The 23,019-nt window shown below is 69.0% G+C and carries 21 protein-coding genes and 1 pseudogene; 10 read left to right on the top strand and 12 right to left on the bottom strand.

Features of this window, described 5'->3' with window-relative positions; translation table 11 throughout:
- Nucleotides 1-13: 13 nt before the first annotated feature.
- The 5 genes from BX604_RS24580 to BX604_RS24560 all read right to left on the bottom strand — a co-directional run bounded on the left by BX604_RS24580 (nucleotide 14) and on the right by BX604_RS24560 (nucleotide 5,894).
- On the bottom strand, nucleotides 14-1,465 hold the full coding sequence (locus tag BX604_RS24580) for an acyl-CoA carboxylase subunit beta (protein WP_098553442.1): 1,452 nt from the start codon (nucleotides 1,463-1,465) through the stop codon (nucleotides 14-16).
- A 104-nt stretch (nucleotides 1,466-1,569) separates the two neighbouring features.
- Nucleotides 1,570-2,526, bottom strand: coding sequence for an LLM class flavin-dependent oxidoreductase (locus BX604_RS24575; RefSeq protein ID WP_098553441.1), 957 nt, complete (start codon nucleotides 2,524-2,526; stop codon nucleotides 1,570-1,572).
- 61 nt (nucleotides 2,527-2,587) lie between these two features.
- Nucleotides 2,588-3,358 (bottom strand): CoA-transferase subunit beta, encoded by a 771-nt coding sequence (locus BX604_RS24570; RefSeq protein ID WP_098553440.1) that lies wholly within the window; start codon nucleotides 3,356-3,358, stop codon nucleotides 2,588-2,590.
- Nucleotides 3,351-4,307, bottom strand: coding sequence for a CoA transferase subunit A (locus BX604_RS24565; RefSeq protein ID WP_098553439.1), 957 nt, complete (start codon nucleotides 4,305-4,307; stop codon nucleotides 3,351-3,353). Before BX604_RS24565 ends, BX604_RS24570 begins: the two co-directional genes overlap by 8 nt.
- A 39-nt stretch (nucleotides 4,308-4,346) precedes the next feature.
- Complete coding sequence (locus BX604_RS24560; RefSeq protein ID WP_257146410.1) at nucleotides 4,347-5,894, bottom strand: pyridoxal-phosphate dependent enzyme; 1,548 nt, start codon at nucleotides 5,892-5,894, stop codon at nucleotides 4,347-4,349.
- A 213-nt stretch (nucleotides 5,895-6,107) separates the two neighbouring features.
- On the opposite strand from BX604_RS24560, the gene BX604_RS24555 reads away from it, so the two are divergent.
- Nucleotides 6,108-7,271 carry an ABC transporter substrate-binding protein gene (locus BX604_RS24555; RefSeq protein WP_098554025.1) on the top strand — a complete coding sequence of 388 codons (1,164 nt, stop codon included), beginning with the start codon at nucleotides 6,108-6,110 and terminating at the stop codon, nucleotides 7,269-7,271.
- 130 nt (nucleotides 7,272-7,401) lie between these two features.
- The gene (locus BX604_RS24550; RefSeq protein ID WP_175775193.1) at nucleotides 7,402-8,274 is read left to right on the top strand and encodes a branched-chain amino acid ABC transporter permease; all 873 of its coding nucleotides are present in this window, start codon (nucleotides 7,402-7,404) and stop codon (nucleotides 8,272-8,274) included.
- A gap of 17 nt (nucleotides 8,275-8,291) precedes the next feature.
- Here the strand turns inward: BX604_RS24550 and BX604_RS39730 are convergent.
- A pseudogene (locus BX604_RS39730) lies at nucleotides 8,292-8,462 on the bottom strand (zinc ribbon domain-containing protein); the annotation flags it as partial.
- Nucleotides 8,463-8,677: 215 nt separating this feature from the next.
- On the opposite strand from BX604_RS39730, the gene BX604_RS24540 reads away from it, so the two are divergent.
- The 3 genes from BX604_RS24540 to BX604_RS24530 are packed head-to-tail and all read left to right on the top strand — an operon-like array spanning nucleotide 8,678 to nucleotide 11,250.
- Nucleotides 8,678-9,754 (top strand): branched-chain amino acid ABC transporter permease, encoded by a 1,077-nt coding sequence (locus tag BX604_RS24540; protein WP_098553435.1) that lies wholly within the window; start codon nucleotides 8,678-8,680, stop codon nucleotides 9,752-9,754.
- 4 nt (nucleotides 9,755-9,758) lie between these two features.
- Nucleotides 9,759-10,553 (top strand): ABC transporter ATP-binding protein, encoded by a 795-nt coding sequence (locus BX604_RS24535; protein WP_098553434.1) that lies wholly within the window; start codon nucleotides 9,759-9,761, stop codon nucleotides 10,551-10,553.
- A complete protein-coding gene (locus BX604_RS24530) occupies nucleotides 10,546-11,250 on the top strand; it encodes an ABC transporter ATP-binding protein (protein ID WP_098553433.1) in 705 nt (234 codons plus the stop codon). Before BX604_RS24535 ends, BX604_RS24530 begins: the two co-directional genes overlap by 8 nt.
- A 335-nt stretch (nucleotides 11,251-11,585) precedes the next feature.
- Here BX604_RS24530 and BX604_RS24525 read toward each other — a convergent pair whose 3' ends face one another.
- From BX604_RS24525 to pxpB, 6 genes are all read right to left on the bottom strand, one after another.
- Nucleotides 11,586-12,878 (bottom strand): xanthine dehydrogenase family Fe-S subunit, encoded by a 1,293-nt coding sequence (locus BX604_RS24525; protein WP_098553432.1) that lies wholly within the window; start codon nucleotides 12,876-12,878, stop codon nucleotides 11,586-11,588.
- Nucleotides 12,875-13,714, bottom strand: a complete 840-nt coding sequence (locus BX604_RS24520) for an FAD binding domain-containing protein (protein ID WP_098553431.1) — start codon at nucleotides 13,712-13,714, stop codon at nucleotides 12,875-12,877. Before BX604_RS24520 ends, BX604_RS24525 begins: the two co-directional genes overlap by 4 nt.
- Nucleotides 13,711-16,095, bottom strand: a complete 2,385-nt coding sequence (locus tag BX604_RS24515) for a xanthine dehydrogenase family protein molybdopterin-binding subunit (RefSeq protein WP_098553430.1) — start codon at nucleotides 16,093-16,095, stop codon at nucleotides 13,711-13,713. Before BX604_RS24515 ends, BX604_RS24520 begins: the two co-directional genes overlap by 4 nt.
- Nucleotides 16,096-16,159: 64 nt before the next feature.
- Complete coding sequence (locus BX604_RS24510) at nucleotides 16,160-16,942, bottom strand: GntR family transcriptional regulator (protein WP_098553429.1); 783 nt, start codon at nucleotides 16,940-16,942, stop codon at nucleotides 16,160-16,162.
- Between the two features lie 67 nt (nucleotides 16,943-17,009).
- Nucleotides 17,010-18,044 (bottom strand): biotin-dependent carboxyltransferase family protein, encoded by a 1,035-nt coding sequence (locus tag BX604_RS24505; RefSeq protein WP_098553428.1) that lies wholly within the window; start codon nucleotides 18,042-18,044, stop codon nucleotides 17,010-17,012.
- Entirely contained in the window at nucleotides 18,041-18,763 is a 723-nt protein-coding gene (pxpB, locus tag BX604_RS24500) for a 5-oxoprolinase subunit PxpB (protein ID WP_098553427.1), read from the bottom strand. Before pxpB ends, BX604_RS24505 begins: the two co-directional genes overlap by 4 nt.
- Nucleotides 18,764-18,968: 205 nt before the next feature.
- On the opposite strand from pxpB, the gene BX604_RS24495 reads away from it, so the two are divergent.
- The 5 genes from BX604_RS24495 to cofC are packed head-to-tail and all read left to right on the top strand — an operon-like array spanning nucleotide 18,969 to nucleotide 23,015.
- Nucleotides 18,969-19,745 (top strand): LamB/YcsF family protein, encoded by a 777-nt coding sequence (locus BX604_RS24495; RefSeq protein ID WP_098553426.1) that lies wholly within the window; start codon nucleotides 18,969-18,971, stop codon nucleotides 19,743-19,745.
- A 50-nt stretch (nucleotides 19,746-19,795) separates the two neighbouring features.
- Entirely contained in the window at nucleotides 19,796-20,467 is a 672-nt protein-coding gene (npdG, locus tag BX604_RS24490) for an NADPH-dependent F420 reductase (RefSeq protein ID WP_098553425.1), read from the top strand.
- A gap of 11 nt (nucleotides 20,468-20,478) precedes the next feature.
- Nucleotides 20,479-21,258: a coenzyme F420-0:L-glutamate ligase gene (cofE, locus tag BX604_RS24485; protein ID WP_098553424.1), complete on the top strand. Its 780-nt coding sequence runs from the start codon at nucleotides 20,479-20,481 to the stop codon at nucleotides 21,256-21,258.
- Between the two features lie 15 nt (nucleotides 21,259-21,273).
- The gene (gene cofD, locus BX604_RS24480; RefSeq protein ID WP_098553423.1) at nucleotides 21,274-22,287 is read left to right on the top strand and encodes a 2-phospho-L-lactate transferase; all 1,014 of its coding nucleotides are present in this window, start codon (nucleotides 21,274-21,276) and stop codon (nucleotides 22,285-22,287) included.
- Nucleotides 22,284-23,015 (top strand): 2-phospho-L-lactate guanylyltransferase, encoded by a 732-nt coding sequence (gene cofC, locus BX604_RS24475; protein WP_098553422.1) that lies wholly within the window; start codon nucleotides 22,284-22,286, stop codon nucleotides 23,013-23,015. The genes cofD and cofC overlap by 4 nt, the downstream gene beginning before the upstream one ends.
- Nucleotides 23,016-23,019 lie beyond the last annotated feature (4 nt).

Here is a 23,019-nt window from a genome sequence, read left to right as displayed (position 1 = left end):
GGTTGGGCCGGAATCAGGTATCGGAACGCGCCGCGTCGGCAACGCGGCGCCGCGCGAGCATCTCGAGCGAACGCGCGATGAACCCGCGCGTGTCGGCCGGCGCGATGACGCCGTCGAGGCAGCCGGCCTGCCGTGCCTCGTCAAGCGATGCATGCACGCCCGCACCGGCCGCGGCAGACGCGCCGTCGGCCAGGCCGACCCGGGCGCCGTGCCAGGCGACGCAGACGTCGACGCCCAGCGCGCGCGACCCCATCGCCGTCCAGGCAGCGCCATACGCGCGGCGCACGACGATCGTGACGGTCGGCACGCGCGCGCGCACGTAGGCGACCAGCAACTGCGCGACGTGCGCGACGATGCCGCCGTGCTCCTGCGCGGCCCCCGGCAGGAAGCCGGGCGCATCGACGAACGTGACGACCGGAAGATGGAACGCGTCGCAAAAGCGCACGAAGCGCGCGGCCTTGAACGCCGCGTCGAGGTCGATCACGCCGGCGAGCGCGGTCGGCTGGTTGGCGACGACGCCGACGGTGCGGCCGTCGATCCGCGCGAGTCCGGTCACGAGGTTGGGCGCGAAGCGTTCCTTCAGCTCGAAGAAATCGCGCTCGTCGGCGACCTTGCCGATCAGTTCGCGCACGTCGTAGGCCGCCGTTTCGTCCTGCGGCACGAGCGTGTCGAGCGACGGCTCGCGCCGCGACGGCTCGTCGAACCCGCGCCAGAACGGCGTGTCGAGATGATGCTCGGGCAGGAAGTCGATCAGGCGGCGCACCTGCCGCAACGCCGTCACGTCGTGCGCGCAGACGCCGTCGGCAAGGCCCGTGACCGATGCATGCACGGCCGCGCCGCCCAGCTCCGCGGCGCTCGCGCGTTCGTCGGACACGGCCTGCACGACGTCCGGGCCGCTGAGGAACGCGGTGCTGTCGTCGCCGACCATGAACACGAAGTCGAACAGCGCCGGCAGCAGCGCCTCCGCGCCCGGACAGGTGCCGGACACGATCGCGATCTGCGGGATCGTGCCCGACGCGTCGATGCTGCGCCGGTACGATCCGCCGTAGCCCGCCAGCGCGGCGACGAACGCGTCGGCGCGCGCGCCGTCCGAATCGAACATGCCGACCAGCGGCGACCGGCTGCGCAGCGCGAGATCCTGGACCCGCGCGATCTTCGCGGCCTGCGCGGCCGACATCGCGCTGCGCTGCGCGGCACGATCCTTGGCAAACACGAACACCTGGCGGCCGTTGACGCAGCCCACGCCCGTCACCACGCCGTCGACGGACAGCGTGGCCGGCCCGGCCGCCGCGCTTTCGCCATACGGCCCGCCGAACTCGACGAACGATCCCGCGTCGAGCAGCAGCTCCACGCGCTCGCGCGCCGTGAGCCTGCCGTCCGCGTCGAGCGCGGCAGGCGCGCCGCCGCTTCCCGCCGACAGCGGCGCCTCCGGCGAACCCGCGCCGTTGCTACGATCTCCTTTCATTGCCCGTCACCCCGCCAGTCGCACCTCGAAGGACGCCGCGCTCCGACACCGCGAAGCGCGGCCCGCACGGGCGGCCTGCGCCGCCCCGAACCGCTGCCGCCGGATTACTTGCGGCCCTTCAGTCGCGGGATGATTTCCTTCGCGATGATCTCGATCTGCTCCATCTCGTACTTGTAAGGTACGAAGATCAGCTTCTGCACGCCGGCGTCGATGTGCTCCTGCAACTGCGCGACGCACTCGTCGACCGAGCCCATGATCGCGCTGTCCATCGTCGACTTGCTGCCCTGCGCGATGTCGAAATCGACGTTGAGCCAGGCCATCATCTTTTCCTCGACCGCGGCGCGCGACGTGCCGACCATGATCGGCAACTGGTTGCCGTTCATCAGCGTGGCCGGATCGCGGCCGGCCTCCTCCGCATACGCGCGCACCTTCGCCCACGACTCGACGAACGCGTCGGGCTTGTAGAAGTAAGTGAGCCAGCCGTCGCCGACGGTCGCCGCGCGCTTGAGCACGCGATCCGCATAGCCGCCGATCAGCACCGGGAACGGCTGCTGGACCGGCTTCGGGAACATCACGCCGGCGGGAATCTTGTGGTTGGTCCAGTCGCCCGAGACGAGATCCTCGCGCCAGAAGCGCCGCATGATGTCGAGGTTCTCGTCCATCACGCGGCCGCGCTGCTCGTACGGCACGCCGACCGCATCGAATTCGCGCTTGTACCAGCCGGCGGCCATCGCGAGCAGCAGGCGTCCGTTCGAAATCTGGTCCATGCTCGACAACTGCTTCGCCAGCACCACCGGGTTGCGCAGCGGCAACACCAGGATCCCGGTGGACAGCCTGATCCGCTTGGTGCGCGCCGCGATCGCGGTCAGCAGCGTCAGCGAATCGATGATCGGAAAGTTTGGATCGACCCCGAGCAGGATGTGATCCCACACCCACAGCGAGTCGAAGCCGAGCTCCTCCATCTTCACGCCGTATTCCACGAGCTCCGCCGCGTCCGGCATTTTCGGAAATGCCGTGAAGTTGCGGGCGGCGATGCCGAAAGTCCCATGCAAGCCTGCCATCTGTCGTCTCCTGTCATCCAGTTTGAATTGCCTCTCGGTCGCAACGGCCGCGGCGCGGCCGTCACGCGGTGTACAGCTTGTCCGGGTCCAGCTCGCGCACGACCGCGAGTTCGCGCGCGCTCGGCGGCTCGGTCACCGCGATTTCGCGTGCGCCGGCGACCCGGAAGCCGGTGTTGTCGTTCACCTGCTCGAGCGTGACGCCCTCGTGCAGCGCGATCACCTGCAGTGCCTTGGTGTCCGGTGCGAAGCCGAACAGCCCGAGGTCGGTGACGACCCGGAACATGCCGCCCGCGTAGAGCCCGCTGTCGTGTCGCGACGTATTGCCCTTGAGGAAGCCGGGGCTCGTCACGAAGTCGACCTGCTCGACGAAGCGGCGGCGCTCGTGCTTCATCGCGACGATCATCTGCGTGAGGCTCGAGATGTCGTTGCCGCCGCCGGTGCCCGGCAAGCGCGTCTTCGGCCGCGCCGGGTCGCCGATGAACGACGAGTTGAGGTTGCCGTACCGGTCGATCTGCGCGCCGCCCATGAAGCCGACGTCGACGTAGCCGCGCTGCAGCAGCAACAGCACGTCGGTCGCGCTCAGCACCATGTTCGCGCGCTTGGTGCAGCGCTGTTCGTTGGTCGACGGCGGCAGCGCGCCGGGCTCGATCATCGGGCCGATCACGCCGCCCTCGAACAGGATCGTCAGGCCCGGGCAACGCAGGCGCTGCGCGAGCGTCGCCGACAACAGCGGCACGCCGACGCCCGCGAACACGATCTGGCCGTCCTTGAGCAGGCGCGAACTCATGACCGTCAGCAGTTCGCCCGCGGTGAATTCGGTGGTATCAGTCATTGAGCAGGCTCCTTCCGCGGCGCACGGCATCGAGCAGTTCGTCGAGCCCGATCAGGTTGAGAAATGCGTTCCAGTCCTTCGGCTCGTACACGTAGCGTTCGAGGTATTGCCGCATGCCGTCGACCGGATCGCCGTTGACCAGCGACGTGTACATGTCCATGTGATCGAACAGCGGCTCGTAGACGCCCGTGCATTCGTGCGGCGCACAGCCGAACTGCTGCTCGACGACCGCGTCGACCGCGAAGAACGGGATGCGCGTCTGGTCCGGCGCGCGCCGGATCTGGTCGTTGGACACGATGCGCTCGGTGACCAGGATCACGCGATCGGCCGCCATCGCGATGTCGATGTCCATGAACTGCAGGCCGTCGATCTGCGCATTGCCGTATGCGTCGCAGCGCTGCACGTGGATGATCGCGACGTCGGGATTCAGCGCCGGCACCAGCAGCAGCCGCTCGCCGGTGTACGGGCATTCCATCGTGCGGGCTTCGGGGCGCATGCGCGCGACGTCGGAACCGAGCATCGAGCGCATCGGCAGGAACGGCACGCCCATCGCGCCGGCGCGATAGCGCATGCCCATCGCCAGGTGGCTCCATTCCTCATAGCGCGCCTGCCCGGTCTCGACGTAGTGCCGCATCACCTTCGACACGCCCCACACGATGCCCTGGCTGAACCAGCTGGTCGCGATGTGGTTGCAGATGCCGGACGCGAACAGCAGGTCGCCCTCGCTCGACGCGATGCTGCGCGACACCGACAGCCCTTGCTTGCGGGCCCGGATCAGCGCCCAGATCATCGCCATCGGCGTGCGCGACAGCGTGCTGCCGCCGATCGCGACGCGATCGTGGTCGTTCACGAAGGCAGTGGCCTCCTCGAGCGACATCACCTTCTCCCGCAAACTTCGGTCGCGTTTCGCGAGCCGCGTGCGGAGTTCCAGATACGGTGTCCCTTCCATGTTCCCTCCCTGTTGTGCGCATCGCGCCGATGCGTGTGCTCAGTTGCGTCCCGCGCCGGTCCGCGCGTTGAATGCGTCGATCAGCCCGTCCCACGCGTGCGCGGACTGCTGCAGCGCCGTCCAGAATTCCGGTTGGCGCCGGCTGTCGAACAGCTCGACCGGAACGCCCTGCTGCTCGACCCACGTGTAGTAGCCGAGATTGAAGATGCGCTTGCGGTCCGCGTACGCGAGCTCGGCGACGTGGTCGTCGGCGATGCCCTGCAGATGGCGGCCGAACAATTCGCCCGCATGGATTTCGTCGAAGCCGTCCGGGTAGTGCCGCGCGGCGTGCTGCTCGCGCTCGCTGCCGTACATCGCCGCGCTGTCGGTCGCCACCGTGACGATCGTGTCGCGTTCGTCGAGATCGAAATGGCGCGCGATCTTGATCGCGGCGACCACGTTCGCGCAGCCGGAAATGCCGAGCTCGGCGAGTGCGTCGACGAGCGCCGGGTCGAGCCGGCGGCGCTCGCGCAGATACGCGCGGCCGGCCGTCGCATTGAAGAGCAGGTTCAGGCCGTCCGACGCACGGTCGGACACGCCGACGGCCACGTCGGTGTTCATCACGTTGTGAATCAGCGGGATGTGCTTGTCACCGATGCCCTGGATGTTGTGTTCGCCATAGCCGTTGGCGAGCATGGTCGGGCATTCGGCCGCTTCCACCGCGACGATGCGCGCGCCGTGCCGCGCCTTCAGGTAGTCGCCGGCCGCGATCGTGCCGGCCGAGCCGGTTGCCGATACGAAGGCCGCGAGGCGCGCATCGGGGGCGCCCGCGCGCACGTGTTCGAAGATCCGCTCCATCGCGCGGCCGGTGCAGTGGTAATGGGCGAGGTAGTTGCCGAATTCGGAGAACTGGTTGATCACGACGTTGCCGTCGATGCGACCGAGCTGCGCGCACGCGTCGTAGATCTCCTTCACGTTGCTCTCGGAGCCCGGCGTGCGGACGATGTCGGTCGCATCCGCGACCCATCGTTCGAGCCAGTCGAAGCGCTCGCGGCTCATGCCGGCCGGCAGCACCGCGATGCCGCGACAGCCGAGGATGCGGGAGATCGCCACACCGCCGCGGCAGTAGTTGCCGGTCGACGGCCAGACCGCGCGATGCTCGGCGGGGCCGAACCGGCCCGTCACGAGGCGCGGCACGAGACATGCGTACGCGGCCAGCACCTTGTGCGCGCCGATCATCGGAAAGCGCGAGCCGAGCGCGACGACGATCCGCGCCGACACGCCGGTCAGCGCGCGCGGCAGCACCAGATACCCCGGCGTGTCGCCGATCGCGCGGCGCGACGCATCGTTGTACCAGTGCACGCGCCACAGGTTCGCGGCATCGGCGGCATCGGGCTCGACCGATGCCAGCGCGGCTAACCGGTGCGCGGGCATCGTGGCCGGCTCGGCGAGCTGGCGCAGCGTGGGCAGCGCGATGCCGGCCTCACGCAGGTGACGCACGGTGCTGTCGAGAACCTGCTCATCGACTATCTCGGGCGTGATGCTCAACGGATCCATGAACTCCTCGAAATCGCTCGAATGACACGCGCGCCCTTGCGGGATCGCCATCGACAGTCACTCCACCCATCCCGTTGTACTGTCGTCCTATTGATGGAATCTTATATTCAGCCAACAGGTTCATGCAAGCCTTTCCATGCGCCGATCGGTGAATACCATGACCTCGCCGGATAGTTATTGAATTACTGTTGTTCTATTGATAGTCTCATAGACAAAGAAGAGGGCGATGACAAGACCGCATCACAACCATGGATGGAGGAGCACATGACACAAAAATGGAGAACGACGGCACTCGCAGCGGCAGCGGCAATCCAGCTGGCCGCCGCCACGAGTGCGCTCGCGGCCGACGGTCCGCTGAAGATCGGCGTGAACGAGCCGTTGACGGGTGCGGTCGCCGCGTCCGGCAACTTCGTCACGAGCGGAGCGAAGATCGCGGCGGACGAGATCAACGCGAAGGGCGGTGTGGCCGGGATGAAGATCCAGCTCGTCGTGGAGGACAACAAGAGCAATCCGACCGAGGCGGCCAACGCGGCGGAAAAGCTGATCGTGCAGGACAAGGTGCCGGTGATGATGGGCGCCTGGGGTTCGACCTACACGCTCGCGGTGATGCCGAAACTGATGGAGTACCGCGTGCCGATGCTGGTCGAGACGTCGAGCTCCGACAAGATCACCGTGTCCGGCAATCCGTACGTATTCCGGATCAGTCCGACCAACGGGATGGAAGCCCAGGCGTTCACGCGCTACATCGCGCCGCTCAAGGTGCGCAAGGCCGACTTCCTGGTCGTGAACAACGACTGGGGCCTCGGCGCGGCGGCCGCATTCCAGGCCCAGCTGAAAGAAAAAGGGGTGGCGATCGGCAAGGTGCTGACGATGGACGCGTCGGCCCAGGACATGTCCGCGCAACTGGCGACCCTCAAGGCCTCCGACGCCGACACGCTGTTCATCACGACGGACGTCGCGCAACTGACGCTGCTGTTCAAGCAGGCACAGGATCTGGGCCTCAAGCGCCAGATCGTGACCACCGGCGGATCGCAGAACCCTGATCAGCTGGTCGCGCAGGCCGGCAGCGCGGCCAACGGCACGATGCACGACGTGATCTTCGCGCCGTGGTTCCCGGAGAACGCCGCCGACCCGGCGCTCGTGAAGAGCTTCATCACCGAATGGAAGAAACGCGGTCTCGATCCGAACGGGATGACCGAAGGTTCGCGCGGCTACGACGGCATCCGCGCGATCGCGGCGGCGGTCGCGAAGGCGGGTTCCACCGATCCGGACAAGATCCGCAGCGCGCTGTGGCAGATCAACCTGGTCGGCCTCACCGGCCCGATCGCGTTCAAGAAGGTCGGCCCGGCCGGCAAGGAAAGCGGACAAAGCACGCCGACGACCACGCTCGTGAGGATCGACAACGGGAAGATCGTCCCCGTCAAGTGATGCTCCGTGCATCGTTCCCCGCGGCCCCGCGCGACGGTTCGTGCACGGGGTCGCGGGACCACGTCATGCGCGACGCGGCCGCTTCGGCGCGCCGCGTCCCTTCATGCCGTCACCGGCAAGCGAGAACTTCGTGGACCTACTTAGCCAACACCTTGCAAACGCGCTGATCCTGGGAGGCACCTACGCCCTCCTCGGCATCGGCCTGACGCTGATCCTCGGGATCATGGGCGTCGTCAACTTCACGCACGGCGAGCTGTACGCGTTCGGCGGCTTCATGGCGTACCTGTTCATCTCCGTGCTGCACTGGAACTTCTTCGCGGGGCTCGCGATGGCCATCGCGCTCGGCGTGCTGCTCGGCGCGGTGATCGAGCGCGTGTTCCTGCGCAGGATGCGCGGCGCCGACATCGACGCGACGATGATCGTGATGATCGGTTGCTGGATCGCGATGCAGAACCTCGACCTGCTGATCTGGGGCGGCGTGCCGAAATCGATCGAGACGCCGTTCCCGATCGATCCGCTCGTCGTCGGCCCGGTGTCGGTGTCGTGGCTGCGCCTGTTCGTGCTGGCCACGGCCGCGCTGCTGATCCTCGCCACCTATTTGCTGATTCACAAGAGCCGGCTCGGCAAGGCGATGCGCGCGACCTTCCAGGATCGCGGCACGGCGTCGCTGATGGGCATCAGCATCAACGCGATCTACACGTCGACGTTCGCGCTCGGCTCCGGTCTCGCGGCCGCCGCGGGCGCGCTGCTCGGCCCGGTGTTCGTCGTGACGCCGCAGATGGGCGATCTCGCCGCGCTGAAGGCGTTCGCGATCGTGATCCTCGGCGGCCTGGGCAGCATCCAGGGCGCGGTGGTGGGCGGCTTCATCCTCGCGTTCGGCGAGGAGCTCGGCGCCGCTTACCTGTCGACCGGGTATCGCGACGCGATGGGCTTCCTGCTGATCATTCTCGTACTCATGTTCAAACCTACCGGCCTGTTCGTTCGCGGGGAGAGAATCGGTTGACGTCCTCCTCCGTCTGCCTAAAGACGGAGGATTCCCACACCTGGCGATGCACGTCCGCATCGGAGAATGTTCAGCGCAGCGTTGATATCACGATCATGCACGACACCACAGCTACTGCAAGCCCACTCTCTTACTCGCAGTCCCGCGATACCTTTCGGCCGCATCGTGCTGTCTTTCGATCCGCACGACATCTTGCCTTCAGGAGGCGAACGACTGTTGTACACGCGAATCCAGACGGTGTTCACCGTACGGCTCTGCTTGTTAAGCAGTCCGTTGAGCGATTTCACCCGGTAGCGGTAGACGAGAATCATACCGGGGATCCTAACCCGTGGAAGAAGCTGCCTGTCAACGGTACGCCTTTCCCTCTCGCCATCAATCGCGGGGTTTCTCGGAGCAATTCGTGATGAAACATCTTCCGTCCTATCTGGCACTCGCCGTATTCGCGAGCGTGCCGCTGTGGCTACGGGATCAGTATTTCCTGCATATCCTGATCACCACCGGCATCTTCATCATCGGCGCGATGAGCCTGAACCTGCTGCTCGGCTACACCGGGCAGCTCAACCTCGGGCACATCGCCTTCTTCGGCATCGGTGCCTACGCCAGCGCGCTGACGGCGCTCGGCTTCGACGTGCCGGTCTTCGGCTGGCACATCGTGCACGAACCGTGGCCGCCGCTCGCCGGCATCGCGATCGGCACGGTGGTGGCCGGGCTGTGCGGCTATCTCGTCGGCAAGCTGTCGTTCAGGATCCGCGGCGCGTACTTCGTGATCGTCACGATCAGCTTCGCGCAGGTCGCGCGGCTCATCGCGCTGAACTGGGTCGACCTCACGCAGGGTCCGCTCGCGCTGAACAACATTCCGCCCGTCGGGCTCGACCTGCCAGGGCTGGGCGAGATCACGCTGTGGCAAAAGGTGCCGAATTACTACCTGGTGCTCGCGCTCGGCACCGTCGCGTACATCCTGATCCGCCGCATCGTCTGCTCGCGCATGGGCCGCGCGATGATCGCGCTGCGCGAGAACGAATCGCTCGCCAACTCGGTCGGCATCGACGTGACGCGCTATCTCGTGTTCGCCGCCGTGATCTCGGCGGCGATCGCGGGCGCCGCCGGCGGCCTGTACGCGCACTACATCAGGATCATCGACCCGGACATCTTCCTGTTCATCTATACGGTGACGATGGTGATCATGGTCGTCACCGGCGGCAAGGGCACGCTCGCCGGCCCGATCGTCGGCGGCCTGCTGTTCGGGATCCTGCCGGTCGGGCTGCGCGATGCCGCGCCGCCTCAGGTGCAATGGATCATCTACGGTGTCCTGATGATCCTGATCATCTTCTTCCTGCCGCGCGGGATCGTGCCGGCCGTCAGCGACTGGTGGCATCGCCGGTTCGGCGCGAAGGCCCGGCACGTCCGCATGCAGGCGAACCAGCTCGACGCCCTCGCCGGCCAGGGCCTGACTCCCAACAAAATCCTGTCGAGGAAGTAACGCCATGACCCAGACATCCCGCGGTACGCAGCCGCTGCTGGCCGTCGAACACGTCGCCGTCCACTTCGGCGGACTGGTCGCGATCTCCGACATGACCTTCGACGTGAACAAGGGCGAGATCGTCAGCCTGATCGGGCCGAACGGCGCCGGCAAGACCACGGCCTTCAACGTGATCACCGGGTTCCTGCGCCCGACCAAGGGGACCGTGCATTTTCGCGAGACCGCGCTGCACCAGCTGAAGCCGCACCAGGTCGCGGGCACCGGGCTCGTGCGCACGTTCCAGAAGACGAGCCTGTTCATGACCAGCACGGTGTTCGACAACGTGCTGACCGGGCTGCACCGCCACGGGCGGGCGTCGACGCTCGCGACGCTGCTGTCGCTGCCGTCCGTGCGGCGCGAGGAAACGGCGCTGGAGCGGCAAGCGTGGGAGATCCTCGACTTCGTCGGCATCGCGCACCGCGCCAACGAACTCGGCGGCGCCCTCGCGTACGGCGACCAGCGCCTGCTCGGCATTGCGATCGCGCTCGCGGCGAACCCCGCGATGTTGCTGCTCGACGAGCCGGCCTCAGGCATGAACCCGTCGGAGACGGCCAGCTTCATGGCGTTGCTCGGCAAGATCAAGGAGCGCGGCATCACGATGCTGCTGGTCGAACACGACATGCCGCTCGTGATGGGTATTTCCGACCGGATCGTCGTGCTCAACTTCGGCCGGATCATCGCGAACGGGACGCCGGCCGAGATCCAGCAGAACCCCGAGGTCATCCAGGCCTATCTGGGCCAGGGAGTGAAACATGCTTGAAATCGACAACATCGTCTGTCGCTACGGCAAGGTCGAAGCGATCAAGCGCGTGTCGCTGAACGTGCGCAAGTCGGAACTGGTCACGCTGATCGGCGCGAACGGCGCCGGCAAGAGCAGCACGCTGAAGGCGATCTCGGGCCTGCTGCCGCCGGTGAGCGGCAGGATCCGCTTCGAGGGCGAGGACATCACGCGCGCGTCCGCGCAGCGCATCCTGTCGATGGGCATCGCGCACTGCCCGGAAGGACGGCGCGTGTTTCCATCCATGACGATCCAGGAAAACCTGGAGATGGGCTGCTACCGGCGCCGCGACAAGGCCGGGATCGCCGCCGACATGGCGCGCATGTTCGACAATTTCCCGAAGCTCGCGGAGCGCCGCCGCCAGATGGCCGGCACGCTGTCCGGCGGCGAGCAGCAGATGCTCGCGATCGCGCGCGCGCTGATGTCGCGCCCGAAGCTGGTGCTGTTCGACGAGCCGTCGCTCGGGCTCGCGCCGAACATCGTCGCGCATACGTTCGACATCATCCGGAACGTGCGCGACAGCGGCACGACGGTGTTGATGGTCGAACAGAACGCGTATGCGGCACTCGACATGTGCGATCGCGCCTACCTGTTCGAATCCGGCGCGCGCACGCTGGAAGGGTCGGGCAAGGAGATGATGGACAATCCGCACGTGCGCGCCGCGTATCTGGGCGGGTGAAGGCGGGGGCGACGGGGGCGCGCTCCTGTCGCTATCCGCGCGCGGCCGGTGCGGCAGAGCTGGTCATGCTCTCGCTTCTGCCGCTTCTGCCGCTTCTGCCGCTTCTGCCGCCATTCCCGACCACACTGTGCCGCTCCACGCGGCGACGCCCCCTTCCCGTTCCCCCGCCCGCAACGAAACCCAGGTTTCACACCGCGACGACGCGCGCCGCCCCGCCCGCTACCGGCACCATGCGCTTTCTTCACCCGCGTCCAGCCCGCACACCCCGGTAAACAAAAAACGCCGGATGCCGCAACGAGGCGACATCCGGCGTTCGAACAACGCGACGTGCGCGCTCAGCGCCCGAACAACGACCGGAAGAACGCGACGATCCGCTCGCGCAGCACCGAAAACACCAGCGAACCGGCATTGAGCTCCGACACCGGCGCGGCCTCGACCGGCGCACCGTCGCCGTCTTGCGCGCCGTCGTTCGCGAGCCGCGCGCGCAGGTTGCTCGCGAACGCGTCGGTCATCCGGCCGGCGATGTCCTTCACGATGCTCGACCGGCTGAACTGCGCGAGCGCGCCCGTCAGCGCGAAGCCGACCTGCACGTCCACGCGCGTCGCGCGCCCGCCCTGCTCCTCGGTCAGGTCGTAACGGATCTCGCCGCGTGTCGCGGAACTCGAACGCGTATCGCGCGCGCTGCCGTAGATCGTGCCGGAATGGCGGGCCTCGTCGCGCACCACGTCCGCTGCGCCTTCGAATTCCGCGACGATCGGGCCGACCTTGATGCGCAGGCGCGGCTCGACATGGGTTTCGGTCGCCGGCGCGAGCAGCGACGCGCCCGGCAGGCAGGTCGTCACGTCGCCGAGGCGGCCGAAGAACGCCCACACCTGTTCGCGCGGATAGTCGACCGTAAACGTCTGCGTGAGCGTCGTCAGCGGCTTGCCGCTGTCGGCGGCCGGCCCCCGATTCACCGTCGACGGCGCCGCCGCCGATGCCGCCGATGCCGCCGATGCCGCCGGAGCCGCCGCCCCAGCCGCACGCACCGCCGGCTCCGCCGCCCGCCCTGCCGGCCGCGGATCGTTCGCCGCCCGCGCGTGCGCGGGCACCGGCGCCGCATGCCCGGATCCGGCCGGCCCGAGCAGCGCACGCGGATTCTCCGCACCGACGATGCCGGCGGCCTTGCGCTCGGCCAGCACGCTCTGGATCGCCTTGACGATGCCGACGTAGCCGGTGCACCGGCACAGGTTGCCGCTCATCGCGAAGCGGATCTGCGCCTCGGTCGCGTCCGGCATGCGCAGCACGACATCGCGCGCGGACACCAGCATGCCCGGTGTGCAATAGCCGCACTGCAGCGCATGCTCGCGCGAGAACGCGGCGCGCAGCGCGCGCATGCAGGCGTCGTCGTCCATTCCTTCGATCGTGTTGACGCTCGCGCCGTTGCAGGCCACCGCAAGCGTGATGCACGACCGCGCCGGCACGCCGTCGACCAGCAGCGTACATGCGCCGCACACGCCGTGCTCGCAGCCGAGGTGCGTGCCGGTCAGGTCCAGTTCGTCGCGCAGGAAATCCGCGAGATGCGTGCGCGGCTCGACGGCCGCCGCCGCGACGCCGCGTCCATTGACAGTCAGGTTGAGTGCTTTCATTTCTGGTCAGCCCGTTCGACGGCCCGTTTCAGGGCCACAAGGTGGGTTTGGACATCCAGCGGATCGGTCATGCCCGCGTCTGCGAGCGCCGCGCGCGCGACGTCGAGATCGAGCCGCGCGACGAGGCCCGCGCCCGGCTCGCCGCGAAACAGCGCGCGCGCGTCGGTCAGCACGATCGGCCGCGACTCGGTCGCGCCGAGCACCGCGCGGCAGACCGATCGCTCGGGGTCGTACAGCACCGCACCGATCGCATGCGCGAACTCACCGGTCTTGCGGCACAGCTTGTGATATCCCCACTTCGCACGCGGCGACAGGCGCGGAATCCGCACGGCCTCGAGCAGTTCGCCGGGTTCCAGCGCCACCTCGAACACGCCGGTCATGAACGCGTCGGCCGGCACGCCGCGCACGCCGCCCGCACCGCGCGCGAGCACTTCGCCGCCCATCGCGGCGAGGGTCGACACCCAGTCGGCCGACGGATCGGCATGCACCAGGCTGCCGCCGATCGTGCCGCGGTTGCGCACCGCGCGATACGCGATCGCACGCGCCACGCTCGGCAATGCGCCCAGCGTGACGTCGGGCACGCGCCCGTCCTCGAAGTCGGCATGCGTGACGCAGGCGCCGACGACGATCGCGTCGTCGGCCAGCTCGACGCGCTTGAGCTCCGCCAGGCCGGTAATGTCGACGAGCAGGTCGGGCTGCACGAGCCGCAGGTTCAGCATCGGTCCGAGCGACTGGCCGCCGGCCAGCGCCTTCACGACGATGTCGTCGCGTCCGAGCAGCGCGACGGCCTCGGCCAGGTCGGTCGGCCGTTCGTAATCGAATCGCGCGGGCTTCATGCGGGTTCTCCTGCGTGCACCGCCTGCGTGCCGGCCGGTGCGTCGGCCGCGGCGACGCCGCGGTTCGCGATCGCTTCGAGCACGCGGCGCGGCGTGATCGGCGAGATCATCAGTTCGGCGCCGAGCGGGCGCAACGCATCGTTCACCGCATTGGCGATCGCCGCGGGCGGCGGAATCGCGCCGCTCTCGCCGACCCCTTTCACGCCGAATCGCGTGTACGGCGACACGGTTTCCATATGGATCAGGCGCGGCTCCGGCACTTCGGTCGGCCCGGGCAGCAGGTAATCGGCGAAGGTCGAGGCGAGCGGCTGCCCGGACGAATCGAACGCCATTTCCTCGTACAGCGCGGTGCCGATGCCCTGCGCGGTGCCGCCGTAGATCTGGCCGTCGACGACCATCGGATTGACCAGCTTGCCGCCGTCCTCGACGATCACGTAGTCGAGGATCTCGACGTCGCCGATCTCCGGATCGACGGCCACCACGACCGCGTGCGCGCCGTAGCCGAACGTGCCCGAATCGCGCTCCGGCTTGTAGCCTTCGGTCACTTCGAGCCCGCCGGCGTTGACCTCGGGCGGCAGGTCCTGCGGGCGCAGATACCAGGTGCGCGCGACGTCGCCGAGCGACAGGCTGCCGGACGGCCCCGTCACCTGGCCGTCGCGCACCACCACCTGGGCGGGATCGTCCTTCAGCATCCATGCGCCGATCTTCACGAGCCGCGCGCTCAGCGTCTCGCAGGCCCGCGCCACCGCGCCGCCGGACATCACCATGCAGCGCGACCCCCACGTGCCGGTCGAATACGGCGTATAGGCCGTGTCGCCATGCACGACCTTCACGCGCGCGATGTCGATGCCGAGTATTTCGTTCGCGACCTGCGCGAGCGTCGTCTCGAGGCTCTGGCCGTGCGAATGCGCGCCGATGCGCAGTTCGAGCGCGCCGTCCGGCGTCATCCGCGCGGTCGCCTGCTCGTAGCCGGGCACCATCGGGATGCCCCAGCCCGCATAGACGGACGTGCCGTGCGCGGCCTGCTCGCAGTAGACCGACACGCCGATGCCGATCAGCCGGCCGTCGGCTTCGCGCCGGCGTTGCCGCGCGCGCACGGCCGGTGCGTCGATCGCCTCCAGCGCGCGCCGCAGCGCCTGCGGATAATCGCCGCTGTCGAAGTGTTTCTTCGTGATGTTGTCGAACGGCATCTGCTCGGGCTTAACCAGGCTCTTCAGCCGCAGTTCCCACGGCTCGACGCCGGCTTCGTGCGCGAGCGCGTCGAGCATCAGTTCGAGCGCGAAGCACACGCCGGTGCGCGCGACGCCGCGATACGGCAGGATCGGGCATTTGTTGGTCGCAACCGACCACGTCGTGCAGCGGTAGCCCGGGAAATCGTATGGCCCGGGCAGGATGCTCGCGACCTGCGCGGCTTCGAGGCACGCGGAGAACGGATAGGACGAGTACGCGCCGGAGTCGACGGTCGCATCGCATTCGACGCCGATCAGCCGGCCGTCGCGATCGGCGTAGCCCGTGATCAGATAGTGGTGTTCGCGGCAGTTCGCGCCGCCGGTCAGGTGCTCGCGCCGGTCCTCGATCCAGCGCACCGGATGGCCGACGTGCATCGCGAGCCACGCCAGCGCAACTTCCTCGGTCAACAGGATGCCCTTGTAGCCGAACCCGCCGCCGACGTCGGGCGCGATCACGCGAATCTGCCCCTGGTCGAGCCCGAGGCATTCCGACAGCCCGGTGCGCACGATATGCGGCATCTGCGTCGCGGTGTAGACGGTCAGCTGTTCGAGCCGGCTGTCCCAGTACGCGACCACGCCGCGCCCTTCCATCGGCGCCATCGACTGCCGGGACGTGCGGATCTCGCGCGTGACCTTGAACGGCGCATCGCGGCGCACCGCGTCCATGCCGAGGTCGACCCGCGTTTCGAGGAACACGTTGTCCGGCCACGCGTCGTGCAGCCGGGCCGCGTCGGCCGTGCGCCCTTCGAGCATGTCGGCCACCGCCGGCAATTCGTCGAGATCGACGCGCACCGCCGCCGCGATGTCCTCCGCTTCGGCACGCGTCGGCGCCACGCACATCGCGATCGTCTCGCCGACGTGCCGCACCTTCTCGTGCGCGAGCACGTACTGTTCCGACACGCGGAATCCGGGCAAACCCGATACCGCGCGAACCGGCTTGACCGACGTCAGGTGCGCCGCGTGAAACACGGCGCCGCGATACGCGTCGGGCACGTCGATACCGACGATCCGCGCGTGGGCGAGCGGGCTGCGCACGAATGCGACATCCTGCAGGCCCGCCAACCGTACGTCCGCGACGAACTGTCCGCGGCCTCGCATCAGGCGATCGTCTTCCTTGCGAAGCACGCGCGCCCCCACTCCCTGCTCTGCCATGGGTGTCTCCTCCTGTATGACTCCTGTCTCCTGCCTCCGATCGGCGGGGCGGTGCGCGCCCAGGTCAGCGCGCGCGCGCCGCCCCGCCGTTGTCCCGCGCTGCCGAACGCCCCGCCTCCAGCAGGTCGATCGACAGCTTGATGCACTCGCTGCGATAGGTAATGTCGGCGACGTAGATCGCCACGCCGTGTTCGTCGGTCACGAGCCAGCGGCATTCGGCCGTCGGCGCCGACAGCGGAACCTGCAGCAGATCGGCCGTTTCGCGGTCGGCCGTGCCGATCACGATCGTCTGATGCGCGAGGCCGATCCGCACATCGTCCATGTCCGCCAGCACCGGCAGCGCGGTCTTGCGCAGAAACTCGCCGCGCTGCCTCTCGAAGATGTCGCGCGACAGATGCAGGCTCACGACCGCATAGGGCATGCCGTCCCTGGTCTGCACGCTGCGCAGGAAGACGTATTCGGGTGCGAGACGCGCCTCGCCTTCGTCGAGCCGGGGGAACGGCGGCGGATGCGCGACGTCGACAAAGCTCGGCACGTTGTCCTTGATCGACATCACGATGGATTCCCACGAACTCTCGAGCTGCAGCCAGCGCCGGCCCGAAATCGCTTCGCGCACGAACGTGCCGCGCCCCTGCCGGCGCGTGACCAGCCCTTCGTCCTCGAGCAGGCCGATGGCCTGCCGGACCGTCACGCGCGCCACCTGGAATTCGCGTTCAAGCTCCTCCAGCGTCGAGATCTGCTGTTGCGGCTTCCATTCGCCGTTCTCGATGCGGCGCCGCAACGCCGACGCCACCTGCACATAGGCCGGCACATTGCCGCGCCGCTCCGTCGTCTGTATTTTTGCCACGATCGTACTCCTGTCGTTCGATCGGGGTCGAGCGCGCCGCGCCACCGGGGCGACGGCGCCCCGCCCCTCATCCCGGGACGTGGACCACGCCGCTCACGAGGTTCTTCGTATGCAGCGCGGCGACGTCGACCGTCGCGTGGGCGCGCACCTCGACCAGCGAGCCGACGCACCGCCGCAAGTCGTTTTCCTGGTCGCGCCGCGCGCGCTCGGCGTCGAGCACCGACACCGCCGCGAAGCGCAGCCGCGCGCCGGGCTTGCGCCGCGCCAGCACCGGCAGGTCCGCCGAGATCACGGTCGCAATCTTCGGATAGCCGCCGGTGGTCTGCGCGTCGGCCATCAGCACGATCGGCATGCCGGAGCCCGGCACCTGGATCGCGCCGGACACGATGCCGTCCGACACGAGGTCGAAGCCGTGCGCATGTTCGATGCGCGGCCCGTCCAGCCGAAAGCCCATCCGGTCGGCCTGCGCGGACACCGTGTATTCGCCGCCGACGAAGGTGGCGAACGCCGCCGCGTCGAAGTAGTCCGCCTGCGGCCCCGGCACGACCCGCACGGGCGCCTCGGCCTGCAGGTCGAACGGCTGCGCGAACGCGCGTTCCGCACGCTCGCGCGCCGCCCCGCTCCGAAGCCCGATCCGGTCGCCCGCGCGCAGCGCGCGCCCGTCGCAGCCGCCCAGCCCGCCGCGCACGTAGGTCGCCGCGCTGCCGAGCACTGCCGGCACGTCGATGCCGCCTTCGACGGCGAGATAGCCGCATGCGGACTGCCCGGTCGTCGCGATCGCGAACGTCGTGCCGCGCACGAGGCGCACGCTGCGCCCGGCCGGCACCTTGCGCGCGGGCTCGCCGCGAATCTCCAGCACGCCGTCGCAGCCGGCGAGCGCGACGCGCACCGAATCGGCCGCCACTTCGAGCACCGGCCCGCGCAGCATGATCTCGAGCGCCGGCGTCGCGTCCGGGTTGCCGACCAGCGCGTTCGCCAGCCGCAGCCCGACACGGTCCAGCGGCCCGGACACCGGCACGCCGGCCGCGCGGAACCCGAAGCGGCCGCGATCCTGCACGGTCGTGTGCAGGCCCGGCTCTCGCACGTTGAGGAAGGCCTTCATGACGTGAACTCCTCGTGGGGAACGACATACGCGCCAGCCGCGACCGCCGCGCCGATCTCGGCGAATTGCGCAGCCGGCACCGGCTCGAACCGCACCTTGTCGCCGGGGCGCAGCAGCGACGGTGATGCGCTCGCCGCATCGAACAGCCGCACCGGCGTCGTGCCGATCAGATGCCAGCCGCCGGGGCTTTCGAGCGGATAGATTGCGGTCATCGTCGACGCGATCGCGATCGAGCCGGGCGGCACGCGCACGCGCGGATCGGCGCGGCGCGGCAACACCAGCTGCGCCGGCAGGTCGCCCATGTACGGATAGCCTGGCACGAAGCCGATCATGTAGACGTGAAAGAGCGTGTCGGCATGCAGCCGCACCACGTCGCGCGGCGCGAGGCCGGTGCGTGCGGCGACATCGTCCAGATCGGGCGCGCAGTCGCCTTCGTAGCACGCGGGAATGCGCCACAGCGTGGCGCTCGCCTGCGCCGCCGCGCCGTCGTCGAGCAGCGTCTCCAGATGCGCGACCACGCTTGCGCGGTCGGTCGCGAGCGGATCGTAGTGAACCATCAGCGAGCGGAACGTGGGCACCGCCTCGATCACGCCGGGCGGCAACTGCTCGCGCACCCGCGCGCCGAGCCGCAGCACCCGCTCGCTCAGCGCACGCTCGATCGTGTCGCCGAATTCGACCGTCACCGCACAGTCGCCCGCGTCGAGAAAACGCACTTCCATCGTGTCACCTCCATTCGATCGCGTTGCTTCAATTATATTGTTGTTCCATCATTAGTACCATATACTAACACAAGGCATCGGGATCGCAGCATGAATCCGCGCCGTGCGCGTCGCACCTTCGACGCATCGGCAGTCCGGCCGGTCGGGCACCCGACCGGCCAGGACGCCCGCTCACCCCCTACAGACGAGACATGGAGGACAGACGATGACACTTTCGATCAACCTGAACGCGGACATGGGAGAAGGTTTCGGCGCGTACGACATCGGCGACGACGATGCGATCCTGAAGATCATTCGCTCGGCGAACGTCGCATGCGGCTTCCACGCGGGCGACCCGCTGACGATGCGCCGCATCGCACGGCGCGCGAAGGAAGAAGGCGTGAGCCTCGGCGCGCATCCGGGGTTCAACGATCTGTGGGGCTTCGGGCGCCGCCGCATCGACATGCGGCCGGACGACCTGGAAAACCTGATCGCGTATCAGATCGGCGCGCTGCAGGCGATGGCCGCATGCGTCGGCACGAAGGTCACGCACGTGAAGCCGCACGGCGCGCTCAACAACATGGCCGCGGAAAACCTCGACTACGCGCTGGCGATCGGCCGTGCGCTCAAGAGCGTCGATCGCGATCTCATCTACGTCGCGCTGTCCGGCTCGGCGATGGAAACCGCCGCGCTGCAGCTCGAACTGCCGCTCGCGCGCGAAGGCTTCTGCGATCGCCAGTACGACGACGACGGCAACCTCACGTCACGCAAGATCCCGGGCGCCGTGATCAAGGATCCGGCCGTCGCGACCGAGCAGGTGGTGCGGATGGTGGTCGACGGCGAGATCGTGTCGCGCAACGGCAAGCGCATCGCGCGCCGCGTCGACTCGCTGTGCGTGCACGGCGACGAACCCACCGCCATCGCGCTCGCGCAGGCCGTGCGCGACGGCCTCGAAGCCGCCGGCGTGAAGATCGTGCCGCTCACCGAAATGACGCTGAACTGAGCGCCGGCCCGCCCCGCGCGGGCCTCTCCAACGACAACAGGAGTCACACCATGCAATCCCGTCCCACCATCGCCGTGCTCGGCGGTACCGGCGCGCTCGGGTCCGGCCTCGCGAAACGTCTCGCGGCCGCCGGCTACCCGGTGATCCTCGGCTCGCGTTCGCCGGACAAGGCTCGCGACAGCGCGCGGCAACTGCCCGCGGGCAACGGCGCACCGCCCGTCGAAGGCGACGGCAACGCGGCGGCGGCGGCCCGCGCCGACATCGTGATCGTCGCGGTGCCGTTCGCGAGCCACGACGCGACGCTCGACGAGATCCGCGACGTCGCGGCCGGCAAGATCATCGTCGACGCGGTCGTGCCGCTCGTGCCGCCCAAGGTCGCGCAAGTCCAGCTGCCGGCATCCGGCTCGGCCGGGCAGATCGCCGACGCGCGGCTCGGCGACATCGCGCGCGTCGTCTCCGCGTTCCACAACATCGGTGCGGCGAAGCTGCAAAGCGGCGAACCGATCGGCTGCGACGTGCTCGTGTGCGGCAACGATCCGGAAGCGCGCGCAGCCGTCATCGCGATGACCGAAGCGATCGGCATGCGCGGCATCGACGCGGGCTCGATCGCCAATTCGGCGGCGGCCGAGGCGCTGACGTCGGTGCTGATCGGCATCAACCGCCGCTACAAGGTCGACTGCGCCGGCATTCGCATCACCGGCATCGCGGCCGAAGCGGCCTGAGGAGACGCGCGATGCCACGTTCCGGACCCGCCCCGGTCACGCTGACCGCCGTTCCCGGCATACCGCTGATCCAGCCCGGCGACGACCTCGCCGACGTGCTGATCGGCTGCCTGCGCGACGCCGACATCGTGCCGCGCGCCCGGGACGTGCTCGTGATCGCGCAGAAGATCGTATCGAAAGCCGAAGGCCGCTACGTCGACCTGGCCGACGTGACGCCGTCGCCGCGCGCGCTCGAACTCGCGGCCGTGGTCGGCAAGGACCCGCGGCTGATCGAGCTGACGCTGGCCGAAAGCCGCGAGGTCGTGCGCTATCGGCCGGGCGTGCTCGTCGTCGAACACCGGCTCGGCTTCGTGATGGCCAATGCCGGCATCGACCAGTCGAACATCGAGCATGGCCCCGGGCGCGAGCGCGCGCTGCTGCTGCCGGAGAACCCGGACGCGAGCTGCGCACAGCTGAAGGCCCGCCTCGATCGCGCGTTCGGTGTCGAACTCGGCATCGTCATCAACGACAGCTTCGGCCGGCCCTGGCGCAACGGCGTGGTCGGCGTCGCGCTCGGCGCCGCCGGCCTGCCGGCGCTCGTCGACATGGTCGGCAAGGCGGACCTGTTCGGCCGCACGATGCGCGTGACCGAAATCGCGCTCGCCGACGAGATCGCCGCCGCCGCGTCGATGGTGATGGGCCAAACCGACGCCGGCCTGCCGGTCGTCCACCTCCGCGGGCTGCGGTGGAGCGCGCCCGACGGCGCTGCGGCGACGCTGCTGCGCGCCAGACAATCGGACATGTTCCGCTGACGCGGGAGGATCTCCATGACTTCAGTCGACGCATTCCCGCCGGCAGCCGGCGGCCACGTGGTCGCGCTGTGCGGTGGCGTCGGTGGCGCGAAACTCGCGGCCGGCCTCGCCGCCGCGCTCGACGCCCGGCGCGGCACGCTGAGCGTCGCGGTCAACACCGGCGACGATTTCGAGCATCTCGGCCTGCCGGTGTGCCCCGATCTCGACTCCGTGCTGTATGCGCTGGGCGGGCTGAACGACCCGGTGCGCGGCTGGGGCCGGGCCGACGAAAGCTGGCACTTCATGGCGGCGCTCGCCGGGCTCGGCGGCGACGACTGGTTCGCGCTCGGCGACCGCGATCTCGCCGTGCACGTGCTGCGCCGGCACCGCCTGCTGCGCGGCGATACGCTGACCGACGTGACGGCCGCGTTCGCCGAACGCTGCGCCATCCGCGCGCGGCTGCTGCCGATGAGCGACGATCCGGTGCGCACCGTCGTGCATACCGATGCCGGCGCGTTGCCGTTCCAGCACTACTTCGTCAAGCATCGCTGCGCGCCGGTCGTGCGCTCAATCGCGTTCGCGGGCGCGGCGCGGGCGCGCGCCAATCCGCACCTGCTCGACGCGCTCGCGCGGCCCGACCTGCAGGCCGTGGTGATCTGCCCGTCCAATCCGTACCTCAGCATCGACCCGATCCTCGCGGTGCCCGGCATCCGCGACGCGCTCCATGCCGCGCGCGCGCCGATCGTCGCGGTGTCGCCGATCGTCGGCGGCGAAGCCGTCAAAGGGCCCACCGCGAAAATCATGCGCGAACTCGGCGTCGAAATCGCGCCATCCGCGGTCGCTGCGCACTACCGCGACCTGCTCGACGGTTTCGTCGTCGACACGCTCGATGCACACGAAGCCGCGCGCATTCCGGTCGCGACCGACATCGCGCAGACGGTGATGCGCACGGCCGCCGACCGGCTCGCGCTGGCCGAATCCGTGCTCGGGTTCGCCCGTGCGCTCGCGGCGAACGGTACGCACGCCACCGCTGCGGAGGCCGCACGATGACCCCGTCGCTGTGGGCCGTGGTGCCCGTCAAATCGTTCTCGCGCGCCAAGCAGCGGCTGGCTTCGGTGCTGTCCCCGACGGAGCGCGCGGGGCTCGCGCAGGCGATGCTCGCGGATGTGCTCGACGCGCTGCGCAGGAGTGCCGGCGTCGCCGGCGTACTGGTCGTCACCGCCGATCCGCATGCGGCGCGGGTGGCGCGCGAGGCCGGCGCAACGGTGACGTCCGCCGCCGAAACCGGGCTCAACGACGCGCTCGCGCATGGCGCGCGACAGCTCGCCGCGTGGCCGTCGCACGGAATGCTGGTCGTGCCGGCCGACGTGCCGTTGATCACCCCCGCCGACGTCGACTCGATCGCGCTGGCGCACCGCGCATCGCGCGCCGTCACGCTGGTGGCGGCCACCGACGACGGCGGCACCAATGCGCTGGCCTGCTCGCCGCCGCAAGCAATCCCGTTCGCGTTCGGCGCCGACAGCCTGCGCCGCCATCGGCAACTCGCGCGCGCCGCCGGGCTGCCGCAATGCGTGCTGACGCTGCCGCGCATCGGCCGCGACATCGACCGGCCTGACGACCTGCCCCTGCTGCTCGACGATCCGTCGCCCGCGCACACCCGCGCGTGGCTTGCCGCGAGCGGCGTCGCGCAGCGCTTGCGCGCGCGCCGCCCCACGCCCCGCCCCACGCCCCTCGCCGCCGACGCATACGCCGACGACGCCCTGACCCAGAAGGACTGAGCCC

It is taken from the genome of Burkholderia sp. JKS000303 (genome assembly GCF_002563755.1).
GTDB classification, from domain to species: Bacteria; Pseudomonadota; Gammaproteobacteria; order Burkholderiales; family Burkholderiaceae; genus Burkholderia; species Burkholderia anthina_B.
This window is presented reverse-complemented; position numbering and strand designations above follow the sequence as displayed.